Genomic DNA, 16,810 nt, shown 5'->3' with positions numbered 1-16,810 from the left:
TTCCCTTTTCAAATCAATGTTAAAGACTAATGCAAAAGGAATTTTTAGTTATGGAATTGGAGCCGCATTTTATATGCTTATTATCATCTGGGTTTATCCATCGGTAGCTAAATCTGATGCATTAGATCAAGTTTTAAAACAGATGCCTGCCAATTATTTAAAAGCTTTTGGATTTGATGGGGGAATGCCAAAAGATCTTAGCGGTTTTCTTGCAGGTGAGTATTATGGATTATTATTTCTGATTATATTGATGATATTTAGTGTGGTAACAGCGTCTCAGCTTATGGTTCGATTAGTTGATCGAGGTTCAATGGCCTATCTATTGTCTACTGCAACGTCAAGAACGCGAATTGCTGTTACACAAGCAACCATTCTAGTAATAGGTCTTCTCATTATTACATTAATTTCGATGCTACCAGTTTTAATTGGTGCTAAATGGATGATTGACGGATCAGACATCAATGTATCGAGATTTATCGAAATGAATATCGTAGGATTTTTCTTGTTTTTTGTTATTAGTGGCTATTCCTTCCTCTTTTCATGTATTTTTAATGATGAAAAGCGTGCACTTTCACTATCTGGAGGGTTATCAATTATCTTTTTTGCCATCAACATTGTTGCAAAACTGAGTACAGATTTTGAGTGGCTTAAAAATATTACGATTTTCTCTGCTTTTCAACCAACAGAAATTGCAAAAGGAACAGTCGACATTCTACCCGTTTCACTTGCCTTAGGTGGAGCAGGAATCGTGTTATATGTTCTAGGGGTTTTGATATTTAGGAAAAGAGATTTGCCGTTGTAGTAAAGAAAAGATGTTCAAGTATAAAAAGCTTAAGACCTATTCTTGTTTGTGAATAGGTTTTTTTATGTTTAGAAAGAGAATGAAGCACATCATTTGGAAAATCAGCAAAAGATGTTCTTCAAGACCAAACCAAACCATATCTTCAATCAAAGATGTTTTCTAGAAATGATAATAAAACTATAATCCTTCAAAAAGTTTGTTTCTAAAATATTTTTTTAAATAAAGGAAATATCATCAAAACCAGCGAAAGTAAATACAGACTAATTCAACACTAATAAGGGGGGCAAAATGTTATACCATTTTAGCGAAGAATCTGATATTCAAGTATTTAAACCAAGACCATCAATGGCACATCCAAAACTGGACCCAGCAGTGTGGGCGATTGATGAAGAACATGCTTTACATTATTATTTTCCTCGCGATTGTCCGAGAGTAATATATTGGAAGGCTGACTGGACGAGTAAAAGTGACATATGTGAATTTTTTTCAGATTCTAAAGTTGATAAAATTATTGTCGTTGAAAATCGGTGGTTAGAAAGGATTCGCAATAAGAAGCTATACGTATATACATTTCCAGAGGACACATTTAAATTATTTGAGGAAGCAAAAACTGCTGGTTACCACGTTTCACATGAGGAAGTTGTTCCTATAAAGGTGGAGTTAGTAGATGATTTGATCGCGAAGATTTTAAGTAAGAATGTGGAATTAAGATTTACTCCTGATCTACACATAATTCGAGATCGTGTTTTATCTTCAACAGTCGATTTTTCGATTATCAGGTTTCGAAATGCTATAAAACAATGATTTCTATTTTGTCGGTACGATGAAATTAATAGAATTAACGAACGAAGGGATGGAATAAAATGAATACACTAGTCAATCAATTAACTAAGTGGATAGATTATTTAGAGGAAATACAAGGGGTGCCTCATGAGGAATTTTTTCAACCAATAGCTGAAGGGAAATGGTCGAAAGCTGCAATCATTACTCATATTATGTTTTGGGATCGATTCTTCTTTGAAGAGAGATTGCCTTCCATGCTTGATGGTGGAGTCTTGTCAGGAATTGATGCGAATCAGGTAGAAGAAATGAATAAGGAAGCTGAAGCTTATGCACATTCTGGAGTTACCTTATCAGAAATAATCGATGCAGCTATTTTGCAACGCAAACAAATTGTCGAACAGCTACAAGAACAAGACTTATCAAAAAGCTTTACGATAAAAGATAATCAGTATACCCTCGAATCGTATGTGAAAGGTGAAGTTGAGCACGACATACATCATTTGAAACAATTAAAGAAGGGGTAGTGTCAGGCACCGTTCGTGGACTTTTTGCTCATTTTTCCGCGTGAGGTGGACATTTTGTAATAAAATGTTAGTTACATTCATTTTGAACACATTAATAAAATTAGAGGAGCATAGTGAGGCTCCTCTAGTGTAATAAGTGAATATAGATCCATGGTGATATACAAAATGACATGATTGCAGCTAAGACCATACATACACTTGAAATTGCGCCGGTTGCATGGCTTAGTTCTAAAGCTTTGGATGTGCCTGCTCCATGTGAACTTGTTCCTAATAATACGCCTCTTGCAATTTCACTTTTGAAGCGAAAGAGCCGAATGATCCATGGTCCGAGAATCATTCCGATAATTCCGGTCATGATCACAAATACAGCCGTGATCGTAGGAACTCCCCCGATTTTGGATGATACCCCCATAGCAATTGGTGTTGTAATAGAATATGGAATAATACTATTTATTAATGTTTTATTTAAATGTAAAAGTCCTGAAATACTGAATGAAGCAATAATAGATATTAACGATCCAAATAATACACTTAATAAAATTTCACTTAAATATTTTTTGAGTATAGGGAAAAAGCGATATAACGGGATTGCTAGAGCTACTGTTGCTGGCTGCAATAATTTGGTCAGCCATTGCGCACCGCTATTATATGAATCATAGGTTAGGTTGAACAATGTCAAAATTAATATTATTAATAAAGGAGCAACTAGTAATGGTGAAAAGTAAACTTTTTTAGTTTTTCGGTAACACCATTTCGCTCCCCAATAAATGCTAACGGTGAGAATTAAGGAAAATAGTATCAGCATTTTTTGTTTTGCGCTCCTTTCGATTTGCCATTTTTTCTGCCAGTAATCCAGAGCAAATCATGACGATGGATGAACTAATAAAAATTACCGCAACAATTTTAATCCCATTATCTATCAATAAATGTTTATATTGAATCATCCCCACTGCAGAAGGAATGAAAAATAACAGCAATTCGGCCACTAGCCAGTTTCCGCCCACTTCAATCCACTTGAGTTTTACAACATTTGTTTGTAATAAAATAAATAAAACGACCAACCCTATAATACTTCCTGGAATTTTCAGATGAAGGAATGTTGAAATTTCCCCCATAATATAGGTAAAGATACATAGTATCCAAATTTGAATGAAGCCAATAAATATTTTTTTCATTCCTGTCACCTTTCTATGTCTATCTTCTCGATGCTCCGCACTTTCTTATGATGAACTCTTCTTAAGTTCACTTCATTAAGTGTACAGCGGGATCGTGTATAGGTAAAATGAATATAATGAATAATAATCATTCCAAAAAGTTATAGAGGATGTGATATAAAATTGGACATTCAGCATTTAAAGTATTTTGTGGCAGTTGCTACGGAAGGAAACTTCACAAAGGCTGCTCAAATGTTATATGTATCACAGCCAACGATCAGTAAAATGGTGAAAAGTATTGAAGAGGAGCTTGGAGTTGTCCTATTTGATCGAACAGGAAAACAAATCAAGCTGACAGACGCAGGGGAAATTATTTTTGTTCAGGCACAGAATATCATCAAATCATTTCAAAATCTATCATCGGAATTAGATGATCTAATGCAATTGAAAACTGGGAATATACAAATTGGTTTGCCCCCTATGGTTGGATCTCGTTTTTTTCCAAAGGTGATTCATGAATTTCATAAGCAATATCCAAATATTACGGTTCAGCTAGTAGAAGATGGAGCAAAAAAAGTAGAAAGAGATGTTGGAAATGGGACGCTAGATTTAGGAGTTGTTGTTTTACCTACTAATGAAAAGCTGTTTCATACTTTTTCATTTGTAAATGAAAAGCTTATGCTCCTGACACATCTAGATCATCCTCTTAGTAAAAAAGATGAAGTGAAGCTTTCAGAATTGGAGCTGGAGTCTTTTATTTTGTTTCGAAAGGATTTTACTTTACATGATCGAATTATTACCGAATGTGTCCGGGCTGGATTTCATCCAAATATCATTTATGAAAGCTCTCAATGGGATTTTATTAGTGAAATGGTCATAGCTGAACTTGGAATCGCTCTCCTTCCTGAAACGGTTTGCAGACAAGTGAATCAGGAAAAAGTTTCAATAATACCGCTTGTCGAACCGATTATCCCTTGGCATTTAGGGATTATTTGGAGAAAGGATCGCTATCTATCATTTGCTGCTAGAGAATGGATTCGCTTTACACAAATGTTTATGAACAGGAAAATAAAAAATTAGAAAGCTAGAGCCAACACTCTAGCTTTTAGTAATGTGAACTTCAATTTGTGACAGTCTTGTAAAGTTAATACAAATTAAAGCAAATGTCATAATTATACGCTATACTATTTATGGCCCTATATTAACTTTTAATATAGGAAGTGGTGTATGTATTTTCTATTGGAGGCTGTTATGAGCGATTTTATTCAATCAATATTAAATTTCTTGACTGACCTCGGATATTTTGGGGTTGCTATAGGATTAATGATCGAAATTATTCCGAGCGAAATCGTGTTAGCATATGCCGGTTACCTCGTTTCACAAGGTCATATTAGCTTTGTCGGAGCTGTGATTGCAGGAGTAATTGGTGGAACCATTGCTCAACTTTTCATATATTGGATTGGAGCATATGGTGGTAGACCATTTTTGAAAAAATTCGGAAAATATATCTTTATTCATGAGAAGCATATAGATATTGCTGAGGATTGGTTTAATAAATATGGAACAGGTGTTATATTTGGAGCACGTTTCATTCCAGTTGTTCGCCATGCTATTTCGATCCCGGCAGGCATAACGAAAATGTCGTTAAAAAAATTCACATTATACACTACATTAGCTATCATTCCATGGTCAATTTTATTCGTTTACCTTGGAGATAAACTAGCATCAAACTGGAATCAAGTAAATGAATTTGCAAAACCATATGTTCAGCCTGCTATGATTGTTGCAATAGGCTTAATCGTGTTATATATCATATTTAAGTTGTTAAAAAATCGGAAAAAATAAATTTTTAAAAGCCTGAATCAATGGATTTCAGGCTTTTTTTATCCTTTAGAAGGAGTTTTTAATAAAGCAAAGAATTTTAATAGGGAAGTAGTGGAAAAGGAGTGTGGATCAATGAGTATCGCAAAGATGCAAGAGCTATTATTTTCTGAACTGTATATAGCTGTACGAACGACTAAAGAGCTATTAAAGAAAGTTTCTGAGGAAGATTTTCCTTATCAACCGACTGAAAAAATGCGTACATTGTTAGAACAGGTCAACCATTTAGTTCAAATTCCTTCAGTTGACCTGGCTATAGCGCAAGAAAAGACAGAAGAGGAAATACGACAATTAGAAAAAGAATTATATTCAACTAATACTGAGGAACTTGGCGAAGTGATGGAAAAAGGATTTACAGAGTTTAAATCCTATTATCAATCACTTTCGGAAAAGGAGTTCCTTGAAAAAGTAACGAAGCCTTTTTATTTTCCAGCTGATATGGAAGGTCATACCCAAGCGAAATGGCTCATTGAAACGACCACACATGCCTTCCATCATCGTGGCCAACTTTTTAATTATTTAAAGGAACTTGGAAAAGAAGTGAATATGTTCGATCTTTATTAATAACAAGTACTCCGCTGTAAATGTTTGCAGCGGAGTTTTTTCAACGATCACTAAAGCAAATCAGCTGACCCTAAATTTTTCCTGCGCTGAAACGATTAAATCCCTTCGAAAAAAATTGTATTTTTGAATAGAATTGGTAGACTTTTATATAAGGAATTTTTCATAAAGGATATATCTATTAGCATGAATGGAGAAATAATATGAAAAACATTTTAGTTGTTGATGATGATAGGGAGATTGTAAACTTAATTACTATCTATTTGCAAAATGATGGCTTTCACGTGTTAAAAGCGAATAATGGTGTGGAAGCACTATCATTGATGGACAATGAGCAAGTTAATTTAATAATTATGGATATCATGATGCCTGAAATGGACGGAATAGAATTATGTCGAAAAATTAGGGAGAAGAATCAAGTGCCTATCATTATGCTGAGTGCGAAAGGTGAAGATATGGATAAGGTGTTTGGGCTAATGACAGGTGCAGATGATTATATGATCAAGCCATTTAACCCGCTAGAGTTAATTGCGAGAGTAAAATCTCTACTCAGAAGATCTTATCAATATAAGCTGGAGTCACAACCAAATGAAAATGAAATCATCCGCATTCATTCACTTGAAATAAATCGTACCTCACATCAAGTATTAAATAACGGACAAGCCATTTCGCTGACAGCAAAGGAATTTGATATCTTACATTTACTTGCGAATAATCGCGGACGGGTTTTCAGCACGGAGGAAATATTCGAGCGGGTGTGGGAGGAAAAATATTTTGCCTCAAATAATACGGTAATGGTTCATATTAGTCATCTCCGTGACAAATTGGAGAAGGAGTTAGGATATAAGCTAATCAAAACTGTATGGGGGGTAGGTTACAAGATTGAGGAATAGGTTTGTTAATCAAATACAAATCAAGATTATAATGCTAATTGTAAGCAGTTTGGTTTTATCTGTCATCGTGTCAGCTATCCTTTTTGTTATTTTATATATTTTGAAAAATATGTCTGTGATTCCTTATCGATTTTTATATAGCTTATACCGTTTCGATCAAAGATTTGGCTATACTTATCTAGCGATCTTCATCTTTTTTCTCATATTCATATTATTTGTGCTGATCCTAAGTAGAGGATGGGGAAAGGACTTTAATAAAGTATTAATGGGTACGAAAAAAATATCCGAGGGAGAATTTGATTTCCAAGTCCCTGTTTATACGAATAATGAATTAGGAGAAATGGCCAGTAACATTAATCGGATTTCCGAGAAATTGCATCATTCTTTACAAGAAGAACGTCAAGCGGTTCAAGCGAAAAATGAATTGATTACTAATGTTTCACATGATTTACGTACACCTCTTACATCTATTATGGGTTATTTACGTTTAATTGAAGAGGATCGATATAAAGATGAGGTAGAGCTTCGCTATTACGTAAATATTGCTTATGAGAAAGCCATCAATCTTGAAAGGATGGTCAGTGATTTATTTGAGTATACTCGAGTAAATTTTGGTTCACTGCGCTTAGAAAAGACGGAAATAGATTTAATTCAGTTATTGTCACAAATAACTGCTCAGTTTATTCCGCTTCTTGAGGAGGCGGGTATGGAAGCAAATATTGTTACAGCTGATGACAACATTATGATTAAAGCCGATGCGGATAAACTGGTGAGGATATTTGAAAACTTAATATCAAACGGGATGAAGTACGGTAAGGAAGGGAAGAAAATTTTGATAAAGGCCAAAAGACTAGAGGAGTTTGCCGTTGTTGAAGTAATAAACTATGGAAAACCTATTTCGTCTGTCGACCTCCCGCATATTTTTGACCGATTTTATCGTGTGGAGAAATCTCGTTCCTTGGACACAGGTGGTTCAGGACTGGGTCTTGCCATTACGAAAAGCATCGTGGACCAGCATGGTGGTTATATTGAAGTGACAAGTAATGAATGCGAAACGAACTTTACCATTACACTACCTTTAAATCAAATTGCCTATATTGAATAGGCAATTTTTTTTTTAAGAGGATTTGTATGGTTATTGTTGATAAATGACCTGTATGGTATGTGTGAAGCGATTTCTTTACGATGTAAAACTAGCTGAACACATACCATACAGGGTTTTATTTGAAACAACATTGTTTAACAAATCTTTCATAAATTGAAGAGATTTTATTTTTGAAAATGATGTATGGTAAAAAATTTAATGCACAATATAAATATGTAAAATGAGAGAAATAATGTAAATGTTGGGTGGCTAATTTTTTTATGAATCTTTTTCGACGCCGTCAAGAAAAGATGATGAAACAGTTGGAAGAAGTCAGTGCTGAACAAACAGAACAAATAAAGGGGATATTCACAGAGGATCTCCAATTTTTTCAAAATGCTTATAAAGATTGTTTCGATGTTGTTTTTCACTGTTTTGAAACGAATGAACAGAAAAATGCTGTAATCATTTATATACAGGGGCTGTCGGATACAGAAGAAATCAATGAAAATGTCATCAAACCACTATTATTAGCAAAGGGAATAACGGATCATCAATATCCAATGATTTCTGTCTCGGAAGTAAAAAAGAATAAAACCTATGCTGATTGTATTCAAACAATTAGTTTGGGTCAACCATTGTTAATAGTAGATGGAGAAAAGGAAGCCTTATCGTTAGGGCTTGTGAAACCGGAAATTCGTAATGTAGAGGAACCTGTCGGTGAATCAGTCATTCGTGGTCCGCGTGAAGGATTTACAGAAGTTATTTCGGTTAATACTTCTTTATTACGTAGAAAAGTTCGTAGTTCACAATTAAAAATGCAGCAGATGACTGTTGGGAAATATACTCAATCAACAGTCGTTGTTGTCTATATTGAAGGGGTGGCAAATTCCAAGTTAATTAATGAAGTTAAGCAGCGAATTCAAGGGATTGATATTGATGGAATACTTGAAAGCAGCTATATCGAGGAATTAATTGAAGATAATCCGAATTCACCTTTTCCGCAGTTGCTTTCAACGGAAAGACCAGATACAGTTGTTGCCAATTTACTTGAAGGGAGAGCAGCAATCTTAGTTGACGGTACACCTTTTTCTTTAATCATGCCTGCCACGATATTCTCTTTTCTGCAATCGGCAGAGGATTATTATCAACGATATTTTATTAGCACGATGATTCGATGGCTTCGATTCCCGTTTTTGTTCATATCTTTGTTGCTCCCTTCTTTATATGTAGCCCTAGTTACGTTTCATCAAGAAATGGTGCCTACGGTTTTGTTAATATCAATGGCATCAGCTAGAGAAATGGTTCCTTTTCCATCACTAGTTGAAGCAATTCTGATGGAAATCACTTTCGAGGCATTAAGAGAAGCAGGTTTAAGACTTCCGAAACAAATTGGATCAGCCGTTAGTATTGTCGGAGCACTTGTCATCGGGCAGGCTGCTGTTCAAGCAGGGATTGTATCACCAGCAATGGTCATTGTTGTATCTGTAACTGGGATCGCATCATTTATGACACCTCGGTATAATTTAGGATTTGCTATTCGTATTTTACGCTTTCCAATCATGATTCTAGCTGGGACATTAGGGATCCTTGGAATAATGCTTGGTATGTGTGGAATTGTAGTTCATCTCTGTAAACTTCGCTCCTTTGGTGTTCCATATTTATCTACATTAGCACCTGTACACTTAGATCAATTGAAGGATACAGTTGTTCGTGCACCATTTTGGAAATTCAATACACGTCCTCGCTTAACCGGAAAATATAATAAGTATCGGCAATCCAGTTTTGAAAAGCCTAAACCACCAACCAACGAATAGGTGGGACAAGGAGGAGTATATGTACAAACTTTTTATATCTTCTTTTCTCATTTTATTTTTATTAAGTGGTTGTGGTAATAAAGTGGAACTAAATAATCTAGCTATCGTGTTAAGTGCTGCGATTGATTTAACGGATGAGGGTGAAATCGAGTTAACTCTTCAATTATTAAATCCTAAATCAGTAAAGAGCAGCGCGGAATCTGCAGGAGGAGGAAGTTCAAATATTAGTCTGATAAAAACAGGGAAAGGATTGACTGTTGCTGATGCTGCATCAAAACTTCAGGAACAGATATCCCGAAAAATCTTTTGGGGACATTGTAAAGTTTTTATTTTTGGGGAACGAATGGCTAAATATGGAGTAAAAGATGCCATTGATTTTATCATAAGAGCTCCACAAACTCGTGAACATGCGATGTTATTTATTAGTAATGGAGAGGCAAAACAGGCTCTTTCTGTTATACCATCAATGGAAGATACGTCTGGAAGGGTTCTATTTTTATTATCAAAATTAAAGGTTTTAATGTCTGTGACACTAAAGGATTTTGTAGAAATGAAGCTGAGTTCATCACATTCCTCAGCTATTCCATATGTTGATATCGTACAGCCAAATGATAACAGCCAAGAAACAATTCCATATATACATGGTACGGCTGTATTAAAACAAGGAAAAATGGTGGGAACCTTAGACGATTCATTAACACGTGGTGTGAAGTGGATAAAGAATGAGGTAAGGGATAGCCAAGTAGTTGTAAAAAATCCGTTAGGAAAAGGAACGATAACTTTATCACCTTTTCAAGCATCTACTCAATTGATACCTATTATAAAAGATGGGAAATGGAAAATAATTATGAAAAGTAGGGCGGAGGGAGAAATTATCGAAAATGAGACAAAACTTGATTTAATGAATATACGCAATCTCCACATAGTGGAAAAGGAGATGGAAGCTGATATACGTAAACGAATCCAAAAGGCATATTCTAAATTACAGAAAGATTTGAATGCAGATATTGTTGGTTTTGCAGATGCCTTTCACCGTAAATATCCGAAAGAGTGGAAAAAAGTAAAAGGTCACTGGGACGAAGTTTTCAAAAATGTTCAATTGGATATAGAAGTAGATGCACATATTACGGGACCTGGCCTCCTAACAATCCCATCTGAATAGTTTATAAGGGAGTGACTGGCTAATGGTTTATGCAAAAATTGTAGGGCTCATTGTATTTGTTTTGTTTTTCACAGTAATACAATTTTCATTTTTAAAACAAAAACAGAAAAAGGAAAAATGGGCCTACCTAATCTTTACTATGATTAGTTTAGGTCTTGCAGTCCTCCTTGTTGTTAAGCCTGATTTACCTGGTCCTACTCAGTTAGTGAAAAAATTATATCCAATGATATTGGTAAAGAAATAATGTTTTTCCTTTTATAATTTAAAACACTATATAACTGAAGAAAAAAGCGAAGTTGGTTGTTGAGTTAGTTCGAAAATCCCTGGGAGTGAACGAGTCATGTCTGAAAAAGTAAGGATATCAGCATCTCAAATGGGAGCCATTATGTATCCAACGGTTATTGCTACAGGTATTATTAATTTACCTTTACTAACAGGTCAAATAGCAAAACAAGATTCTTGGATCTCAGCAATATTGGCATCTACTATTGGGTTTATTGCCGTTTGGATTGCTTTCAAATTACATAAAAGCTTTCCAGATAAAACATTCATACAGTATTCTGAGGATATTGTTGGGAAATTATTGGGTAAAGTTATTGGCTTTTTTTATTTATTATTCTTTCTTCACTTTAATGGAATTGTAATAAGGGAATATTCTGATTTCGTCGGAGGGACTTTTCTTAATCAAACACCAATGATGGTAGTAACGGGGATTTTTCTTCTTTTTAGTGCCTATGCTGTTCATGGAGGATTAGAGGTGATTGGCAGATTAGGTCAAATGTTACTTCCTTTTTTCGTTATTCCACTTTTTTTCTTTCTTCTCATATTATTAATTTATATGGATCCGAAAAATATACTACCAATTATGGAAAATGGTATTGTTCCATCTTTAAAAGGATCCTATGTGCTTTCTTCATGGTTTAGTGAGTTGTTCTTAATTTCCTTTTTGCTTCCTTATTTAAAAAAAGAATCGAATGGATTAAAATGGGGATTTTATACAGCTGTTGGTATTATGTTTACATTATTTGCTGTTAATCTTGTTGTCCTTTTAGATTTAGGACGTTTCTCCTTTTATGCATTAAATCCATTACTGACAGCGGTACGCTACATAAGTTTGGGAGATTTCTTTGAACATGTAGAAGTGGGGCTTTTAGCTATCTGGATATTAGGCACATTTGTTAAGATTACTGTCCTTTTTTTTATAGTCACAAAAGCCGCCTCCGAGTGGCTGAAATTAACGGACGAAAGGGTTTTAATTTTTCCTTTAGGATTTTTGCAGATGGTCATTAGTTTTTGGGTTTCAAAAAGCTTCCAGCAATTATCCGATTTCTTATTATATTATTTACCAAGTTATTTTTTTACTTTTTTTATTGCCATTCCGTTTTTTCTTTTACTAATCAATGCCGTTAAAAACAAAGTGCAGAAAAGTAAATCATCTGTGTAAAACGAAAAATTTCCATACACACAATTTGATACAATAGATACATTAAATATGGCTGTTTTCGTAAGAATGTTGCTATTTCGTATAATGTATAAAAGCCTAGTATAGTTTGGTTTCGGGGCATCTTTTCTTAGAAAAGTGCTTCTTGCTAAATGATTTGCTACTTTGTAATAAAGATTTTCGATTGAAAAGCAACAAAGTTTAAGAAAAGAGCCTTAAAAATAAAGGAGATGTGTCGATGGAACGAAAACGTTTGGCTCTTTCATGGAGCGGGGGAAAGGATAGCTGTTTTGCTTTACATAAATTAATTGATCAAGGGGCAGAAGTAGTTTGCTTAGTGACTACTGCCCCAAAAGAAACAGGATTAACTTTTGCGCATGGAGAAAAGATTGAATTGATATTAGCACAAGGAAAAGCATTAGGAATCCCAGTTCACATCATAGATTGCGGCTTTAAAAGCTATACAGAGGATTTTCGTAAAAAGCTCCTAATGCTTAAGGAAAAGTATCAATTGGATGGGATTGCATTCGGTGATTTGTATTTAGATGAGCACCGAGAATGGGGAGAAAAATTAGCAAATGAGACAGGTATAGAGGCTATTTACCCTTTATGGATGAAACAATCAGATTCACTTCAAACCCTTTCTACTTTTATAGATACAGGTTATCAAGCGATCGTAATAAGAGTTCAGCACGGGAAGCTGCCAGATTCATGGCTTGGAAAAACACTGGATCATGAATTTTGGAATGAAATCCAAACTTATGATGTTTGTCCTATGGGTGAATCAGGGGAATATCATACGTTTGTGTTTGACGGCCCATTGTTTCGTGAAAAAGTTGAATTTTCTACAGGTAAAATAATCAATCAGGAATACTCTGCTAGATTAGAAGTTTTTCAAAGGCACTGATAATGTTCGTTCCAGCGGTGTATGCGGTCAGCTTTTTTATACGAATGTATAACTTGCTGAACGCGTACACCGCTGGTTGTTTAGAAAAAATAATTTTGTTAAACAGAGCCTTTTAGTAAAAATAGTATCTTGGTTGAGACTGATTCTATCAATTTAGAATTGGTCTTTTTTATTTTGTTCGAAAAATACAGAATTATAAATTCAAAAAAAGTTGAACAAATAATTCGAAACCTTTAAAATAAAAGTAGAAAAGGAGTTGATATGATTTGAATGTAATAGATATGTCATTCAAACGGACAAGCTATGAGGTTGAAGTAAAATATTCGATTTTGTATGAATGTGCTTTAGGCATAGCTATGATTACTTATCCAAAGCTTAAAGACAAATTGGATAAACCCGGTTATTATTGGGATCATCTTCGGAGCCATCTACCAGACAGCCTAGAATCAGAATTACAATATTGTCAGGAACATAATACTTGGAAAATACTTCTTCAGTTACTACATACACAGGATTTCCACTCTCTTATGAGTTTTATCAGTTATATTTCAGACTTAACTGATCAGCAGCTCAAATATTTTTCGCTCCCTTTTTTAGAAGAATCACAGGAATATAATCGTCATTTAGCCTCACAAGGTGATACTGATGCATTTAATCGAATGATATTGGCATGTAAACAGCATTTGTTTTTTCCACAAATGATTCATTTTCTTTCCGAAGTAGATATGTCCGAGCTAAGGATCCATTTAATCGAGGTGATGAGTGGATGGTATAACGAAGTAGTAAAGAAAGACGAAGATGAGACTATAGGTATGCTAAAAAGAGATTATCATGGGAAGTTGAAAATGTTGGAAAAGGCAGCTCCAGAGGAAGTAGTACAATGGGCGACAGGAGAGGAATACAAGCCAGAGGCAAATATATCTAAAGTTCTCCTTATCCCACATTATGTTTACCGGCCTTGGACGATCCAAGCCCATTTATCAGAAACAAAAGTGTTGTACTACCCTATTAGTGAAACCAGTTTAACCGATCAAGACGATGTTTCTTCATTAGCTTTATTATACAAAGCATTAGGTGATGAAAAACGATTAAGGATTGTCAAATTATTATTTGAGAAGGATCGATCATTAAAAGAATTAACGGATATTTTAGGGATAGGGAAGACTACCATACATCATCATTTAGCCATTTTGCGGTCTGCACATGTTGTTAAAGTAAAAGAATCAACCTATTCATTACTTCATCATTCTTTAAGTTTACTGGAGCCTCAATTAATGGACTATTTAAGAAGAGGGTGAGGCTCTTGAAAAAAAGTGCTGAAAAAAAGAATGTAACCCTACTGTTTATTGACCAAATGATTTCTACCTTTGCGAGTACATATGGAACGTTTTGTATTTCTTGGCTTGTCTATGAATTGACAGGTTCAAAAATGGCCATGGGAGGACTTTGGTTTGTTAGTATTTTTGGTCAGCTCATTGTGCAATTGTTTGCTGGCCCCTTCATTGATCGGTGGAAACGAACGACGATGATGAAGCTTTCCGAAGGCTTGCGATTTCTAGCATACTTAATAGCTTTCATATTATGGACTAGTGGTCATATCAACGTAGGGATATTATATGCTGTTTCGTTTATTAGTTCTGTTGTGGTTTACGATTCAGCAGCAAGTGCATTAATTCCAAAGTTAGCAGCAAGTGAAAATCTCGTAAAAATAAATGCGAAAATATCTGGATTTGTCCAGCTCGTACGATTCATTTCTTTACCGATCGCAGGTTTTCTAACCGAAAATCTAGGAGCGGGGAGGGGACTCGTTCTCATTGTTTTATTGTTTATTTCTTCACTTTGCATCCTACCTTTTATCAGTGAATCGGTAAGCAGAGTCTCTAGCAATCATACATGGATGAGTCAGTTTAAAGCAGGCATTCATATTTTTAGACAACATAAGATGTTGTTAAGCTTAGCATTATTTGTTGTAACTACGAGTTTTGGAGTTTATGCTACACAGGCAATGTATATCCCGTATGTAAGCGAAGTATTAGGCGGCTCCTCTTTTGAATACAGTCTATTTGCTGCTGCTTTTCCATTTGGCTATATCATTGGGACATTTATAGTAGGAAGGTTAAGAGAACCAAGAAAGTATTTATATGCAGTAATGGTTTTAGCATTATTTATTGGCGGCTGTACTTACATTATTTTAGGCTTAACTAAAACAATCGCAGTTGCATTATTCATTGAAACGATTGCAGGTATTTCCATGCCGTTTTGGAATGTATACAGTACAACCTTGTATCAACGATTGGTTCCGGAAACAATTTTAGGACAGGTTCTATCCGTACGTTTTCTGCTAACAAAAGCCGCGACGCCTTTAGGGATTTTGTATGGAACCTTTTGTGCATCTACTTTCAGCTTGCCATTCTTGTTCATGTCTGTTGGAGTGATTATTTGTATTGTCTCTGGGATAGGTTTGTTCTACATGGTGATGATCTCTCAAAAGATCGTCGATGAAAAAATTACTCTATAATATCTGGTGGTAAAATAACCATACATTCAAAAATAAAAGCACCATAATCGGTGCTTTTTATACATGAAATATACTATCAAGAACGGTTTCAGGGCTCTCATATTGACGGCCAAAATCACTTCCTGTGTAATAAAAAACAGGATTTTCAAGGTAAGTAGTTAAAGATTTTTCTTTGTCTATTTCCCATTTAAGCTGTTCTAATGCATTTTCAAAAGTATAGGCAGCTAATTGGTTAGGGCGTTTATGTTTAACAGAAATTGAAGCAATTTGCTCTCTCTCTTTCATGATAAAAATATCATCTCCATCATTTGAAAAAGCTTCAAACTCTAGTGAACTATAAGCAGCCTTTACAGAATGATCCTTTTTCTTAACAACAAAGCCTCTTTCTCTAAAATAATCTTCAAAAGTTTGAAGGAACTCTTGAACTTTTTTCTTAATCGTAGGCTCGATGTTATTTTGATATAATTTTACGTTTGTTTCTTTCAACCTAGATAATTCCAATTTTAACGTCTCTATTTGGTCCATTATCATTCTCCTCGTATAAGGTTACTATCTATTTTATCAAAGTCAGGCATTGCATTTCTATATTGAACCTAAATGATCAGTGATCAATCACCTTCTGTTTTCATAAAATATTGCAGGAGGTGCCTGTTATGCCTTATGAGATTCGTGTTTCAACATCTAAACGTCAATTAACACTTTTGAAGGATGGGAAAATTGTTAGAAGTTATCCGATAGGGGTTGGGAAAATGTTAACACCTACACCTAAAGGGTCATATAGAATAATTAACAAACAGCCTAATCCCGGCGGTCCTTTTGGTGTCATGTGGATGGGACTTTCAAGGCCGCATTATGGGATACACGGAACAAATAATCCTGCCTCAATCGGCAAAATTGTTTCACATGGTTGTATCCGAATGTACAACCAAGATGTACTTGCTCTTTCCAAAATAGTACCAATTGGGACGATAGTGAAAATTAGGTAGTTTAAGATATCGGGGTAGAAATTAATTATTTTAAAATAACGTATATGTTGATGATTATGTTGATAAAATCATCTGTAGCTATGGGTGAAGAATTATCTATACGTAGTAAACCGTATATCCTACAGGTCTTTCAAAAAATACAAGATTGTTAAAAATAAAGGCTGTTTTCGTAAAGGTTGTTGCTTTTTTAGTGATATTTTATTAACAATCTGAGTTGATTGTAGCGGAGGACACTTGACTCCTGCGGGAAAAAGAGGGAAGTGGGAGACCCCGCAGGCGGTAACGCCGAGGAGGCTC

General features: G+C 34.9%; 19 protein-coding genes. 16 read left to right on the top strand and 3 right to left on the bottom strand.

Features of this window, described 5'->3' with window-relative positions; all coding sequences use genetic code 11:
- The first annotated feature begins 16 nt into the window (after positions 1-16).
- The 3 genes from ACQKP0_RS03040 (at position 17) to ACQKP0_RS03030 (ending at position 2,109) form a co-directional block, all read left to right on the top strand.
- The gene (locus ACQKP0_RS03040) at positions 17-802 is read left to right on the top strand and encodes an ABC transporter permease subunit (RefSeq protein WP_427404329.1); all 786 of its coding nucleotides are present in this window, start codon (positions 17-19) and stop codon (positions 800-802) included.
- Positions 803-1,090: 288 nt separating this feature from the next.
- Complete coding sequence (locus ACQKP0_RS03035; protein WP_427404328.1) at positions 1,091-1,606, top strand: DUF6886 family protein; 516 nt, start codon at positions 1,091-1,093, stop codon at positions 1,604-1,606.
- A gap of 59 nt (positions 1,607-1,665) precedes the next feature.
- Positions 1,666-2,109, top strand: coding sequence for a DinB family protein (locus tag ACQKP0_RS03030; protein ID WP_427404327.1), 444 nt, complete (start codon positions 1,666-1,668; stop codon positions 2,107-2,109).
- Positions 2,110-2,233: 124 nt separating this feature from the next.
- Here ACQKP0_RS03030 and ACQKP0_RS03025 read toward each other — a convergent pair whose 3' ends face one another.
- Together ACQKP0_RS03025 and ACQKP0_RS03020 are read right to left on the bottom strand one after the other, a co-directional pair.
- Positions 2,234-2,914, bottom strand: coding sequence for a CidB/LrgB family autolysis modulator (locus ACQKP0_RS03025; RefSeq protein WP_427404326.1), 681 nt, complete (start codon positions 2,912-2,914; stop codon positions 2,234-2,236).
- A complete protein-coding gene (locus ACQKP0_RS03020) occupies positions 2,880-3,284 on the bottom strand; it encodes a CidA/LrgA family protein (protein ID WP_427404325.1) in 405 nt (134 codons plus the stop codon). Before ACQKP0_RS03020 ends, ACQKP0_RS03025 begins: the two co-directional genes overlap by 35 nt.
- A gap of 162 nt (positions 3,285-3,446) precedes the next feature.
- Between ACQKP0_RS03020 and cidR the strand changes: the two genes are divergently transcribed.
- The 12 genes from cidR (at position 3,447) to ACQKP0_RS02960 (ending at position 15,527) form a co-directional block, all read left to right on the top strand.
- A complete protein-coding gene (cidR, locus tag ACQKP0_RS03015; RefSeq protein WP_427404324.1) occupies positions 3,447-4,343 on the top strand; it encodes a cidABC operon transcriptional activator CidR in 897 nt (298 codons plus the stop codon).
- 171 nt (positions 4,344-4,514) lie between these two features.
- Entirely contained in the window at positions 4,515-5,108 is a 594-nt protein-coding gene (locus ACQKP0_RS03010; protein ID WP_427404323.1) for a DedA family protein, read from the top strand.
- A 111-nt stretch (positions 5,109-5,219) separates the two neighbouring features.
- Positions 5,220-5,708 carry a DinB family protein gene (locus ACQKP0_RS03005; protein ID WP_427404322.1) on the top strand — a complete coding sequence of 163 codons (489 nt, stop codon included), beginning with the start codon at positions 5,220-5,222 and terminating at the stop codon, positions 5,706-5,708.
- 200 nt (positions 5,709-5,908) lie between these two features.
- On the top strand, positions 5,909-6,598 hold the full coding sequence (locus ACQKP0_RS03000; RefSeq protein WP_427404321.1) for a response regulator transcription factor: 690 nt from the start codon (positions 5,909-5,911) through the stop codon (positions 6,596-6,598).
- The gene (locus ACQKP0_RS02995; protein ID WP_427404320.1) at positions 6,588-7,703 is read left to right on the top strand and encodes a sensor histidine kinase; all 1,116 of its coding nucleotides are present in this window, start codon (positions 6,588-6,590) and stop codon (positions 7,701-7,703) included. Before ACQKP0_RS03000 ends, ACQKP0_RS02995 begins: the two co-directional genes overlap by 11 nt.
- A 260-nt stretch (positions 7,704-7,963) precedes the next feature.
- Complete coding sequence (locus ACQKP0_RS02990; protein ID WP_427404319.1) at positions 7,964-9,499, top strand: spore germination protein; 1,536 nt, start codon at positions 7,964-7,966, stop codon at positions 9,497-9,499.
- Between the two features lie 19 nt (positions 9,500-9,518).
- Entirely contained in the window at positions 9,519-10,661 is a 1,143-nt protein-coding gene (locus tag ACQKP0_RS02985; RefSeq protein WP_427404318.1) for a Ger(x)C family spore germination protein, read from the top strand.
- A 22-nt stretch (positions 10,662-10,683) separates the two neighbouring features.
- Positions 10,684-10,905, top strand: a complete 222-nt coding sequence (locus ACQKP0_RS02980; protein WP_427404317.1) for a hypothetical protein — start codon at positions 10,684-10,686, stop codon at positions 10,903-10,905.
- Positions 10,906-11,001: 96 nt separating this feature from the next.
- On the top strand, positions 11,002-12,105 hold the full coding sequence (locus tag ACQKP0_RS02975) for a GerAB/ArcD/ProY family transporter (RefSeq protein ID WP_427404316.1): 1,104 nt from the start codon (positions 11,002-11,004) through the stop codon (positions 12,103-12,105).
- Between the two features lie 235 nt (positions 12,106-12,340).
- Positions 12,341-13,009, top strand: coding sequence for a diphthine--ammonia ligase (locus ACQKP0_RS02970; protein ID WP_427404315.1), 669 nt, complete (start codon positions 12,341-12,343; stop codon positions 13,007-13,009).
- Between the two features lie 266 nt (positions 13,010-13,275).
- Entirely contained in the window at positions 13,276-14,307 is a 1,032-nt protein-coding gene (locus tag ACQKP0_RS02965) for an ArsR/SmtB family transcription factor (protein WP_427404314.1), read from the top strand.
- A 5-nt stretch (positions 14,308-14,312) separates the two neighbouring features.
- A complete protein-coding gene (locus ACQKP0_RS02960) occupies positions 14,313-15,527 on the top strand; it encodes an MFS transporter (protein ID WP_427404313.1) in 1,215 nt (404 codons plus the stop codon).
- 57 nt (positions 15,528-15,584) lie between these two features.
- On the opposite strand, the gene ACQKP0_RS02955 is transcribed toward ACQKP0_RS02960, so the two are convergent.
- A complete protein-coding gene (locus tag ACQKP0_RS02955) occupies positions 15,585-16,052 on the bottom strand; it encodes a hypothetical protein (RefSeq protein WP_427404312.1) in 468 nt (155 codons plus the stop codon).
- A 128-nt stretch (positions 16,053-16,180) separates the two neighbouring features.
- On the opposite strand from ACQKP0_RS02955, the gene ACQKP0_RS02950 reads away from it, so the two are divergent.
- Positions 16,181-16,513 carry a L,D-transpeptidase gene (locus tag ACQKP0_RS02950; RefSeq protein ID WP_427404311.1) on the top strand — a complete coding sequence of 111 codons (333 nt, stop codon included), beginning with the start codon at positions 16,181-16,183 and terminating at the stop codon, positions 16,511-16,513.
- The last annotated feature ends 297 nt before the right edge of the window (positions 16,514-16,810 follow it).

The sequence above is a fragment of the Heyndrickxia sp. NPDC080065 genome, assembly GCF_050281185.1.
Lineage (GTDB): Bacteria > Bacillota > Bacilli > Bacillales > Bacillaceae_C > Heyndrickxia.
This window is presented reverse-complemented; position numbering and strand designations above follow the sequence as displayed.

What these genes read in the sequence shown, in the direction of transcription:
- ACQKP0_RS02970 (WP_427404315.1), top strand. Translation starts at nt 12,341, where the DNA reads ATGGAACGAAAACGTTTGGCTCTTTCATGGAGCGGGGGAAAGGATAGC.
- ACQKP0_RS02975 (WP_427404316.1), top strand. Translation starts at nt 11,002, where the DNA reads ATGTCTGAAAAAGTAAGGATATCAGCATCTCAAATGGGAGCCATTATG.
- ACQKP0_RS03025 (WP_427404326.1), bottom strand. Translation starts at nt 2,914, where the DNA reads ATGCTGATACTATTTTCCTTAATTCTCACCGTTAGCATTTATTGGGGA.
- ACQKP0_RS03020 (WP_427404325.1), bottom strand. Translation starts at nt 3,284, where the DNA reads ATGAAAAAAATATTTATTGGCTTCATTCAAATTTGGATACTATGTATC.
- ACQKP0_RS02985 (WP_427404318.1), top strand. Translation starts at nt 9,519, where the DNA reads ATGTACAAACTTTTTATATCTTCTTTTCTCATTTTATTTTTATTAAGT.
- ACQKP0_RS03005 (WP_427404322.1), top strand. Translation starts at nt 5,220, where the DNA reads ATGAGTATCGCAAAGATGCAAGAGCTATTATTTTCTGAACTGTATATA.
- ACQKP0_RS02990 (WP_427404319.1), top strand. Translation starts at nt 7,964, where the DNA reads ATGAATCTTTTTCGACGCCGTCAAGAAAAGATGATGAAACAGTTGGAA.
- ACQKP0_RS02950 (WP_427404311.1), top strand. Translation starts at nt 16,181, where the DNA reads ATGCCTTATGAGATTCGTGTTTCAACATCTAAACGTCAATTAACACTT.
- ACQKP0_RS03040 (WP_427404329.1), top strand. Translation starts at nt 17, where the DNA reads ATGTTAAAGACTAATGCAAAAGGAATTTTTAGTTATGGAATTGGAGCC.
- ACQKP0_RS03035 (WP_427404328.1), top strand. Translation starts at nt 1,091, where the DNA reads ATGTTATACCATTTTAGCGAAGAATCTGATATTCAAGTATTTAAACCA.
- ACQKP0_RS03000 (WP_427404321.1), top strand. Translation starts at nt 5,909, where the DNA reads ATGAAAAACATTTTAGTTGTTGATGATGATAGGGAGATTGTAAACTTA.
- ACQKP0_RS02980 (WP_427404317.1), top strand. Translation starts at nt 10,684, where the DNA reads ATGGTTTATGCAAAAATTGTAGGGCTCATTGTATTTGTTTTGTTTTTC.
- ACQKP0_RS03030 (WP_427404327.1), top strand. Translation starts at nt 1,666, where the DNA reads ATGAATACACTAGTCAATCAATTAACTAAGTGGATAGATTATTTAGAG.
- ACQKP0_RS02955 (WP_427404312.1), bottom strand. Translation starts at nt 16,052, where the DNA reads ATGGACCAAATAGAGACGTTAAAATTGGAATTATCTAGGTTGAAAGAA.
- ACQKP0_RS03010 (WP_427404323.1), top strand. Translation starts at nt 4,515, where the DNA reads ATGAGCGATTTTATTCAATCAATATTAAATTTCTTGACTGACCTCGGA.